This window comes from Amycolatopsis sp. 2-15 (genome assembly GCF_030285625.1).
In the GTDB taxonomy this organism is placed as follows: Bacteria; Actinomycetota; Actinomycetes; order Mycobacteriales; family Pseudonocardiaceae; genus Amycolatopsis; species Amycolatopsis carbonis.
This window is the reverse complement of record NZ_CP127294.1, coordinates 2,749,736-2,765,625: the sequence shown is the minus strand read 5'-3', so window position 1 is coordinate 2,765,625 and position 15,890 is coordinate 2,749,736. Positions and strand designations below refer to the sequence as shown.

General features: G+C 71.1%; 19 protein-coding genes and 1 tRNA gene. 10 read left to right on the top strand and 10 right to left on the bottom strand.

What is annotated here, in order from left to right; all coding sequences use genetic code 11:
• Positions 1-163 precede the first annotated feature (163 nt).
• From QRX50_RS13520 to QRX50_RS13510, 3 genes are read right to left on the bottom strand one after another with little or no spacing between them, the layout of a single operon-like run.
• Positions 164-793 (bottom strand): class I SAM-dependent methyltransferase, encoded by a 630-nt coding sequence (locus QRX50_RS13520; RefSeq protein WP_285972285.1) that lies wholly within the window; start codon positions 791-793, stop codon positions 164-166.
• Positions 790-1,473: a TIGR04282 family arsenosugar biosynthesis glycosyltransferase gene (locus tag QRX50_RS13515; protein ID WP_285972284.1), complete on the bottom strand. Its 684-nt coding sequence runs from the start codon at positions 1,471-1,473 to the stop codon at positions 790-792. The genes QRX50_RS13520 and QRX50_RS13515 overlap by 4 nt, the downstream gene beginning before the upstream one ends.
• Positions 1,470-2,129, bottom strand: coding sequence for a glycosyltransferase family 2 protein (locus QRX50_RS13510; RefSeq protein ID WP_285972283.1), 660 nt, complete (start codon positions 2,127-2,129; stop codon positions 1,470-1,472). Before QRX50_RS13510 ends, QRX50_RS13515 begins: the two co-directional genes overlap by 4 nt.
• Positions 2,130-2,272: 143 nt before the next feature.
• Here QRX50_RS13510 and QRX50_RS13505 point away from each other — a divergent pair, with 143 nt between their 5' ends.
• The 3 genes from QRX50_RS13505 to QRX50_RS13495 are packed head-to-tail and all read left to right on the top strand — an operon-like array spanning position 2,273 to position 5,450.
• A complete protein-coding gene (locus QRX50_RS13505; RefSeq protein WP_285972282.1) occupies positions 2,273-3,682 on the top strand; it encodes a hypothetical protein in 1,410 nt (469 codons plus the stop codon).
• Positions 3,683-3,690: 8 nt separating this feature from the next.
• Complete coding sequence (locus QRX50_RS13500; protein ID WP_285972281.1) at positions 3,691-4,392, top strand: response regulator transcription factor; 702 nt, start codon at positions 3,691-3,693, stop codon at positions 4,390-4,392.
• Complete coding sequence (locus tag QRX50_RS13495) at positions 4,389-5,450, top strand: sensor histidine kinase (RefSeq protein WP_285972280.1); 1,062 nt, start codon at positions 4,389-4,391, stop codon at positions 5,448-5,450. The genes QRX50_RS13500 and QRX50_RS13495 overlap by 4 nt, the downstream gene beginning before the upstream one ends.
• 27 nt (positions 5,451-5,477) lie before the next feature.
• Here QRX50_RS13495 and QRX50_RS13490 read toward each other — a convergent pair whose 3' ends face one another.
• Together QRX50_RS13490 and QRX50_RS13485 are read right to left on the bottom strand one after the other, a co-directional pair.
• Positions 5,478-6,332 carry an MBL fold metallo-hydrolase gene (locus QRX50_RS13490; RefSeq protein WP_285972279.1) on the bottom strand — a complete coding sequence of 285 codons (855 nt, stop codon included), beginning with the start codon at positions 6,330-6,332 and terminating at the stop codon, positions 5,478-5,480.
• A 48-nt stretch (positions 6,333-6,380) separates the two neighbouring features.
• Positions 6,381-7,442 (bottom strand): NAD-dependent epimerase/dehydratase family protein, encoded by a 1,062-nt coding sequence (locus QRX50_RS13485; RefSeq protein ID WP_285972278.1) that lies wholly within the window; start codon positions 7,440-7,442, stop codon positions 6,381-6,383.
• 122 nt (positions 7,443-7,564) lie between these two features.
• Between QRX50_RS13485 and QRX50_RS13480 the strand changes: the two genes are divergently transcribed.
• Both QRX50_RS13480 and QRX50_RS13475 read left to right on the top strand, forming a co-directional pair.
• Entirely contained in the window at positions 7,565-8,065 is a 501-nt protein-coding gene (locus QRX50_RS13480) for a MogA/MoaB family molybdenum cofactor biosynthesis protein (protein WP_285972277.1), read from the top strand.
• 91 nt (positions 8,066-8,156) lie between these two features.
• Complete coding sequence (locus QRX50_RS13475; protein WP_285972276.1) at positions 8,157-8,324, top strand: hypothetical protein; 168 nt, start codon at positions 8,157-8,159, stop codon at positions 8,322-8,324.
• 3 nt (positions 8,325-8,327) lie between these two features.
• Here the strand turns inward: QRX50_RS13475 and mscL are convergent, their stop codons facing one another.
• The 4 genes from mscL to QRX50_RS13455 all read right to left on the bottom strand — a co-directional run bounded on the left by mscL (position 8,328) and on the right by QRX50_RS13455 (position 10,562).
• Positions 8,328-8,735: a large-conductance mechanosensitive channel protein MscL gene (mscL, locus tag QRX50_RS13470; protein WP_285972275.1), complete on the bottom strand. Its 408-nt coding sequence runs from the start codon at positions 8,733-8,735 to the stop codon at positions 8,328-8,330.
• 58 nt (positions 8,736-8,793) lie between these two features.
• Positions 8,794-9,441, bottom strand: a complete 648-nt coding sequence (locus tag QRX50_RS13465) for an SAF domain-containing protein (protein ID WP_285972274.1) — start codon at positions 9,439-9,441, stop codon at positions 8,794-8,796.
• 128 nt (positions 9,442-9,569) lie between these two features.
• Complete coding sequence (locus tag QRX50_RS13460; protein ID WP_285972273.1) at positions 9,570-9,878, bottom strand: FmdB family zinc ribbon protein; 309 nt, start codon at positions 9,876-9,878, stop codon at positions 9,570-9,572.
• 90 nt (positions 9,879-9,968) lie between these two features.
• Positions 9,969-10,562 (bottom strand): 5-formyltetrahydrofolate cyclo-ligase, encoded by a 594-nt coding sequence (locus tag QRX50_RS13455; RefSeq protein ID WP_285972272.1) that lies wholly within the window; start codon positions 10,560-10,562, stop codon positions 9,969-9,971.
• 24 nt (positions 10,563-10,586) lie between these two features.
• On the opposite strand from QRX50_RS13455, the gene QRX50_RS13450 reads away from it, so the two are divergent.
• The 5 genes from QRX50_RS13450 to QRX50_RS13430 all read left to right on the top strand — a co-directional run bounded on the left by QRX50_RS13450 (position 10,587) and on the right by QRX50_RS13430 (position 14,584).
• Entirely contained in the window at positions 10,587-11,492 is a 906-nt protein-coding gene (locus tag QRX50_RS13450; protein ID WP_285972271.1) for a UTP--glucose-1-phosphate uridylyltransferase, read from the top strand.
• Positions 11,489-12,772, top strand: coding sequence for a molybdotransferase-like divisome protein Glp (glp, locus tag QRX50_RS13445; protein ID WP_285972270.1), 1,284 nt, complete (start codon positions 11,489-11,491; stop codon positions 12,770-12,772). Before QRX50_RS13450 ends, glp begins: the two co-directional genes overlap by 4 nt.
• On the top strand, positions 12,772-13,431 hold the full coding sequence (locus QRX50_RS13440) for a GNAT family N-acetyltransferase (RefSeq protein ID WP_220244402.1): 660 nt from the start codon (positions 12,772-12,774) through the stop codon (positions 13,429-13,431). The genes glp and QRX50_RS13440 overlap by 1 nt, the downstream gene beginning before the upstream one ends.
• A gap of 161 nt (positions 13,432-13,592) precedes the next feature.
• Positions 13,593-14,456 (top strand): divisome protein SepX/GlpR, encoded by an 864-nt coding sequence (sepX, locus tag QRX50_RS13435; RefSeq protein ID WP_285972269.1) that lies wholly within the window; start codon positions 13,593-13,595, stop codon positions 14,454-14,456.
• Positions 14,457-14,511: 55 nt separating this feature from the next.
• Positions 14,512-14,584, top strand: a tRNA-Ala gene (locus QRX50_RS13430).
• 7 nt (positions 14,585-14,591) lie between these two features.
• Here QRX50_RS13430 and QRX50_RS13425 read toward each other — a convergent pair.
• Positions 14,592-15,890, bottom strand: a complete 1,299-nt coding sequence (locus QRX50_RS13425) for a site-specific integrase (protein WP_285972268.1) — start codon at positions 15,888-15,890, stop codon at positions 14,592-14,594.

Sequence of the window (15,890 nt, the reverse complement as noted above, 5' to 3'; positions counted from 1 at the left end):
CGCACCTGCGCCCCGGTCACGTGCTCGTCGAAGCGCTTCCACGCCGCGACGAGCCGGTGTTCCTGCGGCGCCGAAGGCTCTTCTTCGGCGTGCTCTTCGGTGTCCACGGAGCTCTCGGCCCAGTCGCCGTCCGGCGGCGTGTCCTCGGTGGGCTTCTCGTCGGTCATGCCTGCTCCAGCCTTGCGAACCAGCGGTGGCCCCGGCTCGTGGTCCAGTCCACGCGGAACCCCACGCGCATGGCCACTTCCGCGATCGCGTCGGCCCCGACCCACGCCCAGCCGAACCACGGACCCGACGAACCCGGCAGCAGCCGCACCGCCTCCCGCCGCACGCCCCGGCCCGGTGGCTCCAGCTCCACCAGCACGTCTCCGTCCGGCGCGATCAGCTCCCGCATCCGGTCCAGCAGCACGAGCGGGTCGCCCCCGATGCCGATGTTCCCGTCGGCCAGCAACGCGTGGTGCCAGCGCCCCTCGCCGGGCAGCGGCTGGAAGACGTCGCGCCGCAGCGCCACCGCGCCCCGCTCCTGCGTCAGCCGCACGGCCGTGGGCGAGGTGTCCACTCCCAGCGCCACCACGCCGCGCTTCGCCAGCGCCGCCGTGAGCCGGCCCGGGCCGCAGCCGATGTCGAGCGTCGGGCCGTCGCACGCGTCGAGCAGTACGGTGTCGCCCAGGTCGCAGCCCTCGGTCCAGCGGTCGACGGGCAGGTCGACCCGGTCGCCGTTGGCGAGCTCCAGCCAGCAGCGCTGCCCCAGCAGCCCGCGGTCGAACTCCGTGCCGGTACTCAGTTTTCTCACGCCACTTCCCGTCCTTCGACCGCGCGCACGGCCGCCGCGAACCGCCCGCGTGGCGCCTCCGCGGCCACGCGCACGGCGTCACCCATCGTGTCCACATCAGACAGTTCCGGCAGTGGTCCAGGCGACAGGCCGACCCCAGCCAGCGCCCGAATCGTGCGAACGCCCGTGTCCTCTTGCGACATCGGCACGCCCGCCAGCACCTGCGCGTGGTGCGGGTCCCTGAGCCCGAGCCCCCACCAGCCGCCGTCTTCGGCCGGCCCCAGCACCGCGTCGTGCACGCCGTGCAGCACGGGCTCGATCGACGCGCCCAGCAGCTGCGGCGTCACCTGCGGCGTGTCCATGCCGATCTGCAGCACCGGCAGCCCGGCGTGCACCGACGCCGTGTCGGCGTGCGCGTTGGCCAGCCGCGCCCCGAAGTCCCAGCCCCGCTGGGCGATCACCGTCGCCCGCCGCAGCGACCGGCCGATCTCGCTCCCGCGCGCGGCCGAGCCGAGGTCGCCGGTCATCGCGACCACGGGCAGCGCACCCGGCGTCGCGCACACGGCGTCGAGCGTGTCCAGCAATGCCGCCGCGGCGATCTCCGCGGCCTGGCGCGCCGTCGCGGGCGGGCACAGGCGGGTTTTCGCGAATCCGGGCACTGGCGCCTTCGCGACCACGAGCACGCAGAACCGGGAACTCATCGGGCCAGCACCCGCCCGAAGTCGCGGACCGCGCGCAGCGTGCCCCGCACCGACCCGGACACCTTCGACTTCGTGCCCTTCGCGCGCTCCCCGTAGGCCACGTCGAACTCCCGCACCCGCCAGCCCGCCCGCTGCGCACGGATCAGCAGCTCCAGCGGATAACCGAACGCGCGATCGGTGACGCCCAGCCTCAGCAACGCGTCCCGCCGTGCTGCGCGCAGCGGCGCGATGTCCCGCACCGGCAGCCCGCGGCTTCGCAGCATCAGTGAAAGCACGGCGTTGCCCGCCCGCGCGTGCCACGGCCACACACCCGCGTGCGTCGGCACCCGGCGCCCCACGGCGAGGTCTGCGCCGCCCTCCACCGCGGCCACTAGGCGCGGCAGGTCACCGAGGTCGAGGGAACCGTCGGCGTCGGCGAAACACACGATGTCCGCCGTCGCGGCCTCGAGCCCCGCGTGCACGGCCGCGCCGTACCCGCGGCGGGGCTCGTCCACCACCTTCGCGCCGAGCGCGGCCGCCACGTCGGGCGAGCCGTCGGACGAACCGTTGTCCACCACGATCGCGCGGAATCCGGCCGGCAGCGCGGCCAGCACACCGGGCAGCGCCCCCGCCTCGTCGAGGCACGGGAGCACGACGTCTACCTGAAGATCGCTCACAGGCGTACGGTAGGTCCGTAAAGGACGGTCGAGAACCCTTGTGGTGCTTACCGAATCATGACGCGTACCCAGTTCTTACCGAGTTCTCACGGCTGCGTCTTTCAGGCCCGCGCGAGACCTCGGCCGGGGTTATCGTGCGGTCGATGAGCGAGTCGACTTCGGCTGCCCGGCTCGCCGAGCCGCCCGCGCCACCACCCGAGCCCCGCCGCGCCGGCACGCGCGGCGACGTGATCGCGGTCGGCGCCGCCCTCGCACTGGTCGTCGCCGCGGCCGCAGTCGGGCTCTACTACAACCGGCCGGACTCCGGCGTGGTGATCTATGCGCCCACCGCGCCGATCTTCGCCCACTGGCTGCCCCACGTGGGCCCGGGCTCGGTGTTCGCCGTGCTGGTCGCGGCCGCCGTGGTCCTGTGGAGCCCCGCGGTCGCGGCCCGGCTGTCCTGGCGACGCGCCCTCGCCGCCGGGTACGCGACGTCACTCGCCTGGATCTTCTCCCTAGCCATGATCGACGGCTGGTCGCGCGGCTTCACCGGCCGCCTGACCACCCCGCAGGAGTACCTCCACGAGGTGCCCGGCATCACGGACATCCCGCGTTTCCTGCGCGAGTTCAGCTCCCGCATCCTCGATTTCCAGCCGAAATCGTGGACCACGCACGTCTCCGGCCACCCACCGGGCGCGACCCTGGTGTTCGTCTGGCTCGACCACCTGGGCCTGCGCGGCGGCGCCTGGGCCGCCGCCGCCGTGATCCTGGTCGCCGCCCTCGTGGCCGTCGCCGTGCCGGCTACGGTCGCCCTGCTCGGCCGCCAGAGCGCGGCCCGTGCCGTGCTCCCGTTCGCCGTGCTCTCCCCGGGTGCGGTGTGGCTGGGTGTCTCCGCCGACGGCCTCTTCGCCGGTGTCACGGCCACCGGCATCGCCCTGCTCGCCCTGGCCGCCGCCGGCTTCATGCACGGGCGCCGCTACGCCGTGCCCACCGCGCTGGCGTCGGGCGTGCTCCTCGGCTTCGGCGCCTTCCTTTCCTACGGCCTCGTGCTGCTCGGCCTCGTTGCGCTCGCTGTCGCCGTGCTGGGCCGCCAGTGGCGCGCCGCCGCCCTCGCCGTGGTCGGTGCGCTGGCCGTGGTGGCCGCCTTCGCGCTGGCCGGCTTCTGGTGGCTCGATGGTTACCACCTCGTCGTCGAGCGCTACTACCAGGGCATCGCCATGCTTCGGCCATACTCGTACTGGGTGTGGGCCGACCTGGCCGCCGTCGCCGTCGCTGCCGGCCCGGCGGTGGTCGCCGCCGCTCGCCGCGGGGTCACCGGGGCGTTCCTGCCCGAGTCGCGCCGCGGCCTGCTGCGCGACCCGGTGCTGCTGCTCGGCATCGCCGCCGTGGTCACGATCGTGTTCGCCGACGTGTCCGGCCTGTCGAAGGCGGAGGTGGAACGCATCTGGCTACCGTTCGGCGCGTGGCTGCTGCCGATGACGGCCCTGCTGCCCGCACCCGGCCGCCGCTGGTGGCTGGCCGGGCAGGCGGTGACCGCGCTGGCGGTCAACCATCTTCTTCTGACGAGCTGGTGAGGTGAGGCATGGAGGACCAGGCCGGGCGCGTGCTCGTGGTCGACGACGACGAGACGGTGCGCGACGTCGTCCGCCGCTACCTCGAGGTCGCCGGCTTCACGGTCGACGTCGCGGGTGACGGCGCCGCGGGCCTCGCGCTGTTCGCCGAACGCGACCCCGACCTCGTGGTGCTCGACGTGATGATGCCCGGCATCAACGGCCTCGAGGTGTGCCGCCGCCTGCGCCAGGTGAGTCACGTGCCCATCGTGATGCTCACCGCCCTCGGCGAGGAGGAAAACCGCATCGCCGGCCTCCAGCTGGGCGCCGACGACTACGTCACCAAACCCTTCAGCCCCAAGGAGCTGGCGCTGCGCGTGGCCTCGGTGCTGCGCCGAGCCCGCATGCCGCGCGCTACGCCGCCGGCACCCGAGCTCGTCGACGGCGACCTGCGCCTGCAGATGACCGCCCGCCAGGCCACTCTCGGCGGCGCCGAACTGCCGCTGACCACACGCGAGTTCGACCTGCTCGCGTTCTTCCTGGGCCACCCGGGCGTGGCCTTCTCCCGCGCCGACCTGCTCGAGAAGGTGTGGGGCTGGGACTTCGGCGACCAGTCCACGGTGACCGTCCACGTGCGACGGCTGCGCGAAAAGATCGAACGCGACCCGGCCAAGCCGACGCGGGTCGCCACCGTCTGGGGCGTCGGCTACCGCTACGACCGGGAGCAGTCATGATCAACACCGGTGAATCCGCCCTGGACATGCTCAGCCACGTCCTGCACATCCTGCCGTTCGCGCTGCTGTTCGCGCTTCCGGTGGCCGCGGTGGGCGGGCTGGTGCTCTACAAGCTGCGCCACCGCTCGCTGGCCACCACGATGACAGTCCTGGTGCTCATCCCTGTGATCGCCCTGCTCGTCGGCGTCATCGGCATCAGCGGCTTCATGTTCACCGAAGCCCTGATGACGGAGCTGCTGGTCTGCCTGCTCGTCGCCTTGGTGACGGTGCCGGCCGCGATCGTGCTCGGCCGTGTCATCGCGCGCCGCAGCGTGTGGGAACGCGAAGCGCGTGAACGCGAACGCGCCGCCGAGGCGTCCCGCCGCGAGCTCGTCGCCTGGATCAGCCACGACCTGCGCAGCCCGCTCGCCGGCATCCAGGCCATGGCCGAGGCGCTGGCCGACGGCGTGGTTTCCGAGCGCGCGGAGGTCGCCGACTACGCGCAGCGCATCAGCGGTGAGACCACGCGGCTCTCGGGCATGGTGGGCGACCTGTTCGAACTCTCCCGCATCACCGCCGGAGCGCTGGAACTCACCATGTCCGCCGTGCCGCTTCGCGACGTCGTGAGCGATGCGGTCGCCGCGCAGTCACCCGTGGCCGAGCGCAAACGCGTGCGCGTACTGGAGAACGCCGAGGCGTGGCCGGTCGTGTCCGGCAGCGACCCGGAGCTCGCCCGGATCGTGCGCAACCTCGTCTCCAACGCCATCCGCCACACCCCGCCCGACGGCACGGTCGCCGTACAGCTCGGCATCGACGGCGACCAGGCCATCCTCGCCGTCGACGACTCCTGCGGCGGCATCCCGGACGACGAGATCGGCCGCGTCTTCGAGGTCGCCTTCCGCGGCACCCAGGCCCGCACCCCCGACCGCAGCGGCACGACCTCCGGCGGTGGCCTCGGCCTGGCGATCGCCAAAGGCCTCGTGGAAGCCCACCGCGGTCACATCGGCGTGCACAACCACGGCCCCGGCTGCCGGTTCGAGGTCCGGTTGCCGCTGGCCAAGGTTGCCGCCACCATCTGACCGACCGGCCACAGTGGACGGACGCGGTCAGCCGACGGTGACGGCCTCCACCGGCTCCGCCACCCGGTCCGCGGTCACGCGGAAGAACTGCATCCCCGGGAAGTGCGCGGGCGCGACGATCGTGTCGGTTCCCGCGACCTGCCGCAGCCACTGCTGGCGCGTCAGCAGCGCGAGCGACGGATCGCTGTCGCTGATGAACCGGATGTTCGAGTCGACCAGCTGCGCCGGCGTGTGCAGCACGTCGCCGAGCAACACGACGCGACGGTCGTCCGCGGTGATGTCCACGACGTAGTGGCCCGGCGTGTGCCCGGGCGCGTGCCGCGCGGTGACACCCGGCGCGATCTCCACGGCCCCGTTCAGCGCACGCAGGTGTCCGTGGCCGCGCACGGTTTCCAGCCCGATCCGCGTCCAGTCGTGACGTCCGACCGGCTCCACGAGCTCGGCCCAGTCCTGCGTGCCGTAGTGCACCGTGGCGTTCGGGAAATACGGCTTCCCCTGCGGCGCCAGCCAGCCGACGTGGTCGGAATGCAGGTGCGTCAACAGAACCGTGTCGATGTCGGCCGGGGAGCACCCGGCCTCGGCGAGCGCGACGGGCAGGCCGCCGCCCGCGCCCATGTCGCCGTCGTCGGGCCGCAGGCCCTCCGGGAACTCGATCTCGCGCGGGCCGAGCCCCGCGTCGACGAGGATCGTCCGGGCGTTGCCGCGCACGAGGAACGCACCCGTGGGCACGTGGACGGTGCCGTCTTCCGCGAACGCGCCGGGAAATCTTCCCGCGTCGAGTCCCGGGAAGAACGGCGCCGGCAGCCGGATCCGACCGTCGGCCAGCGCATGGATCTCGATGTTCCCCACCTCGATGGACCGCATGCACACGACCAAGATCACGGTGGCAGGAAATAATTCCGGGAAGTGACCTTCGTCTCAAGTGAGGTCTCAGACGCTGACGGGCGCGCGCAACTCCGCCGTGGCGAACGAGGTGATGCCGTCCTCGAACGTGGTTTCCGCCGTGAACCCCAGAAATTTCCTGGCCAGTGCGGGATCGGCGACCACGTGCCGGACGTCCGCGGGGCGCGCGCCGCCGACGATCCGCGGCTCCGGCCCGCCGTACGCACGCGCCAGCTCCCGCGCGAGGTCGCCCACCGTGTGCGGATCACCCGAGCAGACGTTGAGTGGCGTGATGTCCCCGCTCGGCCCGTCGGCGTGCAGCGCCAAGGCGTTGATGCGGGCGACATCGTGGACGTGGACGAAATCCCGTTGCTGTCGCCCGTCCTCCAGTACGGTCGGCGCCTCACCGCGCTCGAGCGACGAACGGAACAACGACGCCACCCCGGCATACGGCGTGTTCTGCGGCATCCGCGGGCCGTACACGTTGTGGTAGCGCAACGCCCACACCGTGCCGCCGGTCTGCCGCGCCCACGCGCCGGCGAGGTGCTCCTGCGCCAGTTTCGTTGCTGCGTAAGTACTTCTGGGCAGAAGTGGTGCACCTTCGGGCACAAGTTGCCAGTGCAGCTCCCCGCCGCAGTCGCCGCACGTGGGCTCGAACCGGCCGGCGTCCACATCGGACTGCCGCCGCGGTGAGGGCGGCACGATCCCGTGGCGCGGGCACGAGTAGCGGCCCTCGCCGTAGACCACCATCGATGACGCCAGCACGAGCTTGCGGACGCCGGCGGCGTGCATCCCGGCCAGCAGCACCGCCGTGCCGTAGTCGTTGTTCAGGGCGTACGACGGCGCATCCGACGGATCGACCCCGTGTCCGACGACGGCGGCCTGGTGACACACCGCGTCGATGCCCTGGAGCAGCTCGGCGACCTCGTCCGGGTCCGTGACGTCGCCGCGCACGAACCGGTGGCGGCCCGTGTAGGCCGGCGGCGTGGCCGTGCCGTGGGCGGTGGGCAGGAGGGTGTCCAGCACCACGACCTCGTCGCCCGCGTCGGCCAATCGGTCCGCGACGTGGGACCCGATGAACCCGGCTCCGCCGGTGATCAGTACTCGCACCCTGCCGACGCTAGGGCGCGCGGACCGGACCACGCCCGCCCCAACCGGACCACGTCACCGAATCGTCAGGAATCACCCGCCCACGGCGGCGGGCGGGTGCCGTCACCGGATACGGTGTCGGCATGGAACGGAGCGCACAGCGGCTGGGCCGGGCACTCGTGGTGATCGTGGACGACCGGGTCGCCCACGGGGAGCACGAGGACACCACCGGACCGCTCGTCAACGAGCTGCTCGAAGAGGCCGGTTTCATCGTCGACGGAGTCGTGGTGGTCGAGGCCGAGACCGCCGGCATCCGCAACGCGCTCAACACCGCGGTGATCGGCGGTGCCGACCTCGTGATCACCGTCGGCGGCACCGGTGTGTCGCCGCGTGACCGCACGCCCGACGCCACGGCCGGCGTGCTCGACCGGCCGATCCCGGGCATCGGCGAGGCGCTGCGCGCGTCGGGCCTCGCCGCGGGCGCGGTCGACGCCGGCATCTCCCGGGGCCTGGCCGGCGTCTCGGGCAGCACGCTGGTGGTCAACCTCGCCGGCTCGCGCGCCGCGGTGCGCGACGGCATGGCCACCCTGTCGTCGCTCGTGCCGCACGTGATCGACGAACTCTCCGGCCTCGACGAGGTCTGAACCCCGGCCGCCGCGCCTGGCCCGCCACCACGAGGGCCAGGCGATTCGCGTCTCTCTGCAGTTGTCAAACAGCGGGTGGGACGATGGGGTCATGCCACGTGAAGAACCCCGCCCCTCCGACACCGCGGCCGAGCGCCGCCGGGTCGACGAGATCTTCGGTGACGTGCTGCCCGAGACCACCTCGGACGAGCGAGGTCTGAGCGGGGACACTCCGGACTCCTGGTACCTGGAGAACCGGCCACCGCACCACGACCGCTGACCCTCAGACGTCCGACTTGGTGACCTGCTCACGCAGCAGGTCACGGATCTCCTTGAGCAGCTCGACGTCGGTGGGCTCCGACGGACCCGGCTCCTGACCGCGCTTGCGGCGCTCCTGCAGGTGCTTCACCGGCAGCACGAACAGGAAGTACACGATCGCGGCCACGATCACGAAGTTGATCGCCGCGTTGATCACGGAGCCGAAGTCCAGGAACGTCCCCTTGTTCTCGGCGAAAATGTAGAAGCCGAGGCCCTGCGCGGCGTCGCTGCCGCCGATCGCGTTGATCAGCGGCTTGATCAGGCCGGTGGTGAACGCCGTGACGATCGCGGTGAACGCGGCGCCGATCACGACCGCGACCGCGAGCTCCACGACGTTGCCGCGCATCAGGAAGTCTTTGAAGCCCTTCAGCATGTGCCACTCCTCGAGAGGTTCAGACGGGGGTGCCGTCGCCCATCGGAACGGGGACGGGTTAGCGGAGAGTAACCGTAACCGGTCGTTCCAGCGACGTCGCAGCGACCTCGGTGGCAACGTTCACGGGCAGCGCGAGGAGCACCAACGGGCCTTTGTCGGGCGCGATCACCCCCTGACCCCCGCCGTCGGGTCGGTGGACGGTGACCACCGTGGCGTCCTTCACCAGCTCAGCGGCGGTGTGCGTGGCATCCGGAGCCGCCACGACGCCGACGTGCTGACCCGGCCGCAGCAGCTCCGCGACGCCCGCGTCGGCGAGCCGGACGGCGACCGTGACCGTGCCGGATTCTCCCGTGGCAGGGAGAGTCGTTCCCAGCAGGCGGACGTCAGTCAGTGGCTCACCCGCTCGGGCGGCACCGGACAGCAGCCGGCCCACGGCCGCGCCGACGTCGCCGAGCGCGCCGGCCGGCCGGACGTCGTCGGGAAGGTCGGCCAGGCGGAGATCGGCGGCACGCAGCACGGAGCCCGCGGGCAGATCCCGCGCGGCCACCACGGTGGCTGTGGAAGGTGCACCACGCGCCGAGGCGGGGTGCAGAAGGACGAGCAAGCCGGCCAGCAGCAGAGCCGCGGCCAGGAACCGGCGAAGCAGCCGGGCGCGCCTGCCGCGCAGCACGTGCAGATCGGTCAGGCGGCTGAGCAGGGTGTCCACGGTCGTCCCCTCGTCGGTTCCCGTGCGGCGCGATGCCGCACGAAACCGACGTTAGGGACGGTGGTGACCAGCGGGAAGAGGAACTTCCGCGACCTGTGGACAACTACCCCCTTGTGGACAACTGGGGGTCAGGAAGCGGTCGAAGCCGTTTTCGTCGTGGTGGAGGAGGACGATGAAGAGTCCGACTTCGACTCGCTCTTCGTCTCCGTCTTGGTCTCGGACTTCGCCGGCGTGGCGGCTGTGGTCGAGGACTTCGACGCGTCGCGTGAGTCGGTGCGGTAGAACCCGCTGCCCTTGAAGACCACGCCGACCGAGCTGAAGACCTTGCGCAGCGGACCGGAGCACTGGGGGCAGACGGTCAGGCTGGCGTCGGAAAAGGACTGCACCGCCTCGAAGCGGTGGTCACATTCCTTGCAGGCGTACTGGTACGTGGGCACTGGAGCTCCTTCATGCAACTGGCACTCGTGAGACAAGAGTGCCAACCCAATTGTGCTGGACAGCATTCCCCGTGCGCAATTCCCCCTGGCTCACATCACTGCGGGAGACGGCAACCGGACCAGACCGGCGGGGGTCAATGCCCCGCTCATCGGGACGTCGTGGGCCTCACCTGGGAGCGAATCCACCAGCTCCTCGGCCCGGACCACCGCGAACCGGTCCGCACGGCCCGAAGTGAGCGAACGGTCATAGTGACCAGCGCCACGTCCGAGCCGCACCCCGCGGCGGTCCACGGCGAGCGCGGGCACGAGCACCACGTCGGCCTCCGACACGGCGTCGACCCCCAACCTCGGCCCCGAGGGCTCGAGGATGCCGCGCAGCCGGCCGGGCACGAGCGTCGACTCGTCGGTGTAGACGGCCCAATCCAACGGCCCGACGACGTCCGGGATCACCGGCAGCAACACGCGCGAACCGGCCTTGACCAGGGCGTTGAGCAGCGAAACGGACCCGGGCTCGGTGTCGAACGGCACGTACGCGCACACGGTCTCCGCCGCCACCGACACGGCCGCCGAAGCCAGCGCCTCGGCCTCCGCCGCGTGCTCCGCAGGGCTTACTGAGGCGCGCGCCTGAAGAACTCGTGCACGCCACTCCGCCTTGCTCAGGTGCTCATTGCCCGGTACCCGCATGCGACCACGTTAGGCTTTGCGCCCATGACGGGCGCCTCAACCTCCCAGACGTTCAGAACAGCCATCGTGCCTGCGGCCGGACTCGGGACCCGGTTCCTGCCGACCACCAAGGCGGTGCCGAAAGAGCTGCTGCCCGTGGTCGACACACCGGGGATCGAACTCGTCGCGAGCGAAGCCGCCGCCGCGGGGGCGAAACGCCTGGTGATCGTGACCTCGCCCGGCAAGGATGCCGTGGTCAAGTACTTCGAGGCCCAGCCCGAGCTGGAGAAAACGCTCGAGGCCAAGGGCAAGACCGAGCTGCTCGAGAAGGTGCGCCGCGGGCCGGGGCTGCTCGAGGTCGAGGTCGCCATCCAGGAGCAGGCCCTGGGGCTGGGCCACGCCGTCGCGCAGGCCGAGCCGAACCTGACCGACGAGGACGAAGCCGTCGCCGTGCTGCTGCCCGACGATCTCGTGCTGCCCACTGGCGTGCTCGACCGCATGTCGGCCGTGCGCGCTCAGCACGGCGGCAGCGTGCTCTGCGCGTTCGACATCCCCAAGGAGCAGATCTCGCCCTACGGCGTGTTCGACGTCTCCGACACCGACGACCCGGACGTGAAGCAGGTTCACGGCATGGTCGAGAAGCCGCGGCCGGAAGACGCGCCGTCGACCTACGCGGCGGCCGGGCGTTACCTGCTCGACCGGGCGATCTTCGACGCGCTGCGCCGGATCGAGCCGGGCTCCGGCGGCGAGCTCCAGCTGACCGACGCCGTGGCGCTGCTGATCAAGGAAGGCCACCCCGTTCACGTGGTCGTGCACCGCGGCGGACGACACGACCTGGGGAATCCGGGTGGTTTCCTGCGCGCCGCCGTCGATTTCGCGCTTGAAACGCCCGAATACGGGCCATCGTTACGGACGTGGCTGACCGAACGGATCGGGACCGAACGCCCATGACGGACTCTCTCGACGCTGCCCCGGCCGAAGAGGCCCCCGAACCCGCGGAGGCGGAGCTGCGCTCTGTCGACGCGCAGATCGCGCTGACGCTGGACGCCGCCGTCCGGCCGCGGCCGGTCCGCGTGGCGATTTCCGAGGCGCAGGGCCTGCTGTGCGCGGAGGAGGTGGTCGCCGAGCACGCCCTGCCCGGCTTCGACCAGGCCGCCGTGGACGGTTACGCGGTGCGCAGCGTCGACGTCCGCGCCGCCGGCGAGGAACCGGTGCAGCTGCCGGTGGTCGGCGAGATCCAGGCCGGCTCCCGCCAGCCGCGGCGGCTGCAGCCCGGGCAGGCGGTGCGCGTGGACACCGGCGCGCCGCTGCCGACGCTCGCCGACGCCGTCGTGCCCACCGCGTACACCGACGGGCACCAGGCCAAGCTCACCGTGCACAAGTCTGTGCCTTCGGCTGCGTACGTGCGCCGTGCGGGCGAAGACGTGCAGATCGGCGACGTCGCCGTGCGCAAGGGTGACACCATCGGGTCCGCGCAGGTCGGCCTGCTCGCCGCCGTCGGGCGCGCGAAGGTGCTGGTCTACCCGCGTCCGCGCGTGTCGATCGTGTCCGTGGGCGACGAGCTCGTGGACGTCGACCGCACGCCGTCTGTTGGACAGGTCTACGACGTCAACTCCTACGCGCTGGCCGCGGCCGCGCGTGACGCCGGAGCCGAGGTGAGCCGCGTCGGCATCGTGCCGAGCGACCCGAAGCGGCTGCGCGAGATCGTCGAGGGCCGGCTGCTGATGTCGGAGATCGTGGTGGTCGCGGGCGGTGCCGGCGGCGCTTCCGGCGACGAGGTGCACGCCGCGTTGTCCGATCTCGGCCACATCGACATGACGCGCGTGGGGATGCACCCGGGCTCGGTGCAGGGCTTCGGGCGGCTCGGCCCGGACTCCGTGCCGACGTTCCTCATCCCCGGCAACCCGATGAGCGCCCTGGTGGTGTTCGAGGTCCTGGTCCGGCCGCTGATCCGCGCCGCGCGCGGCACACGCAACCCGCACCGGCGCATCGTCGGCGCGCGGCTGCTGTCGCCCATCACGTCGACGAAGGGCCGGCGCGGCTACCTGCGCGGCCAGCTGCTGCGCGACGAGGCCAACGGCGAGTACCTCGTGCAGCCGCTCGGCACGTCGGGTGCGCACCTGCTGGCGTCGCTGGCGGAGGCGAACTGCCTGATCACCGTGGACGAGGACCTCACCGAGGTGGCCGCGGGCGAGCAGGTGAAGGTCACGTTCCTCGCGCAGCGGGCCTAGTGGGCTCGTACTCGTACCCGGTCGAAAGCCGCCACCCGGGCTGGCCCGCGAAGCTGGGCGGACTGCGCGTGGCGGCCGGGGTCGTCAGCGTGCGGCCGGTGCGGCTGCGCGACGCCGGCGAGTGGAGCCGCATCCGCCTGCGCGACCGCGACCACCTCGAGCAGTGGGAGCCGACGGGGATCGGTCCGTGGCCCGACCGCAACGCGTTCTGGTCGTGGCCCTCGCAGTGGGCGGCCCTGCGCGGCCTCGCGCGGCGCGGGCAGTGCCTGCCGTTCACGATCACGGTCGACGGAAAGTTTGCGGGCCAGATCACGGTGGGTAACGTCATCCGCGCCTCGCTGCGATCGGCCTGGATCGGGTACTGGGTGTCGTCGGACATCGTGCGCGGAGGGGTCGCCACCGCGGCCGTGGCCCTCGTGACGGATCACGCCTTCGAAGCGTCCGGCCTGCACCGGCTCGAGGCGACCGTGCGTCCGGAGAACAACGCGAGCATCCGCGTCCTCACCAAGGCCGGCTACCGGCAGGAGGGCCTCTTCGAGCGCTACCTCGACGTCGCCGGCGCCTGGCGCGACCACCTCTGCTTCGCCGTGACGAAAGAGGAGATCGGCGACGGCCTCGTCTCCCGGCTCGTGGCCCTGGGCCGCGCCGACCTGCTCTGATGGTGACTACGGGTCCGGTTCCGATCACGCGTTACCACATACTGTGAGATTCACCTAATCCGGTGAGGCAATTTCGTGATCGAACCCGGCGAGTCTGCGTCTCGTGTGTGACTGTTGTGGCTAGCGTGACTACAGCAGAGGATCGGGGGAGGTGACGGGAGATGCCCAGCTCGGTGATCATCGTCGCGCTCGCCGCGGCATGGCTCGTCGTTCTCGTGCCCATGGTGGCTCGCAAGCGCCAGCAGGTCGCACGGACGCCGTCGTCCGCGCTCGCAGCGCGCGTCGTGCGCAGCGGGGGAGCTCGCAATGAAGGACAGGAGGAGTTCGCCGTGTCCGAAAGTGCGAAACCTTCGGTGGAGGACGACCTCGCCGAACTAGAGGCGGAGCTCGACGCCGACCTCGAAGAGGAAGAACCGGAACCCGAGCCGCTGCCCCAGCCGGCCGCCGACGTGCGCGACGAGCCGTCGCGCTCGCGGTCGTCCGGCTACCGCCCGGGCCGCGGCGGCTTCGACCCGGAGGCGGCGGAGATCGCCGCGCGGGCGAAGTACGCGTTCCGCCAGCGGATCGTCGTGATCCTGCTGATCCTCGCCGTCGCGTCGGCCGCCTTCGCGGGCTTCGTGATGTCCGTGGTGTGGTGGGGCAACGCCGTGGTCGACGTGATCCTGGTCGGCTACCTCGCGTACCTGCGCCGCCAGGTCCGCATCGAAGACGACATCCGGCAGCGCCGCATGGCGCGGTATTCGCGGGAAGGCCGGGACTCTCGAGAAGCTCGGGAGCCGCTTCCGGCGCCGCGCCGCACCGAGCGTCCTGCCGCTGCGGCTCCGGTTGCTCCGGTTGCTTCGGAGGAGGACGACGACGTCGAGGTCGTCTCCCCGTCGCCCCGCGAGATCGTGGAACGCAAACCGTCACCCATGTCGCGCATCCGCCGCCAGGCCGTCGTGGTCGACCTGGACGACGAAGACCCGGCCTTCGAGGAGCTCGACGAGCCGGGGACCAGCCCGTACCGTCGGGCAGTCGGGGAGTGACCCCCGACGTTCGGTGCTCTTGGGGCGGCTGATACGCTCTACGAGCACTGAACAAGGGGCTGTAGCGCAGTTGGTAGCGCGTCTCGTTCGCATCGAGAAGGTCAGGGGTTCGATTCCCCTCAGCTCCACCGCAGGTCAAGGGCCGTCCACAGTAGAGTGGACGGCCCTTGTCGTTGCCCTGATAGCAGCAAAGTACAGCAGTGGCGCTACTCGTCGAGGCTTTCGCCAAGACGCTTGAGCGCGTCCCGCGTCTTCTTCGAAGACGCTTGTGAGTAGATCTCCATCGTCATCGAGAACTGTGCGTGCCGCAGGATGCGCATGATCCACCCGGGGGTGCACGTCCAGGTCGACCAGCAGCGTGCCGCAGGACCGCCGGCCATCGTGAACGGTGATCTTCCGGACCCCGGAGCGCGTGACCCGGTTGTCCCAGGACCGGTTGAAGTTCCGGGGGTCGATCGGCAGCCCGTACTTCGTGGTGAACACCAGATCGTTCGGGTGCCAGGCCAGCTCAGCCTCCTTCCGATCGGTGAGCTGGTCTCGCCGGCGCTTCTCCAGGGCCGCAACGACGATGGCTGGCAGCGGCATGGTGTCGTCCGAAGCGGCCGTCTTCGTCTCGCGGTGCAGCAGCTCACCGCTGGCCCGCTGGAGCTGGTGGCTGACGGCCAGCTCGCCGTTGTCGAAGTCGAGCGCACCCCACGTGAGACCCAGGATCTCACCCTTGCGCAGGCCCAGGACGACGGCCAGCACGTAGCCCGCGTACATCGCGTCCCGGGCGTCCCGGGCCGACTCGAGAAACTTCCGGGCCTCCTCACTCGTCCACGCCGTTCGTTTGCGCTTGCGGACCGTCGGGAGAGTCACCAGCTCCGCGACGTTCCGGCCGATCAACTCCTCACGTATCGCGTGGTTCAGTGCCGCGCGCAGGCATGCGCGGATGTCGGAGACGGTCCGGGATGACGGCGCGTCCTTGCAACACAGGCGGGCGCTCAACGCACAGCACCGGCGGCGGTTCTCGTCTCGCCGCGCGTCCTTGCCCTGCGCGCAACACTGACAGATTCCCGGAATGGCGTTGATCCACTTCTGGACGTCGCGCACACCGAGCTTGTCCAACCGCAGGTTGCCCAACGCCGGCTCGATGTAGAGCCGGGTGAACAGCTCGTAGTTGACGTATGTGAGGGGCGCGCGGTTCGGTTTGATCACCTCGGTCAGCCAGTAGCTCATGTACTCACGCAAGCGCGGCACTGACGTTGCCACTGGGCCGTTCTTCGCCGCCTGGTGAAGCTTGAGCCACTTCTCGTGGACCACTTCGCGCGACGGGCCATAGACGTACTTGCGCTTCCTTTCACCGGCGGGAGTGGAGACCCACACATACGCGGCGAACCCATTGCGGAACGGGTAAATCGAACCCTCGCCGTTGGCGCGTCCTTTGCTCGCCAT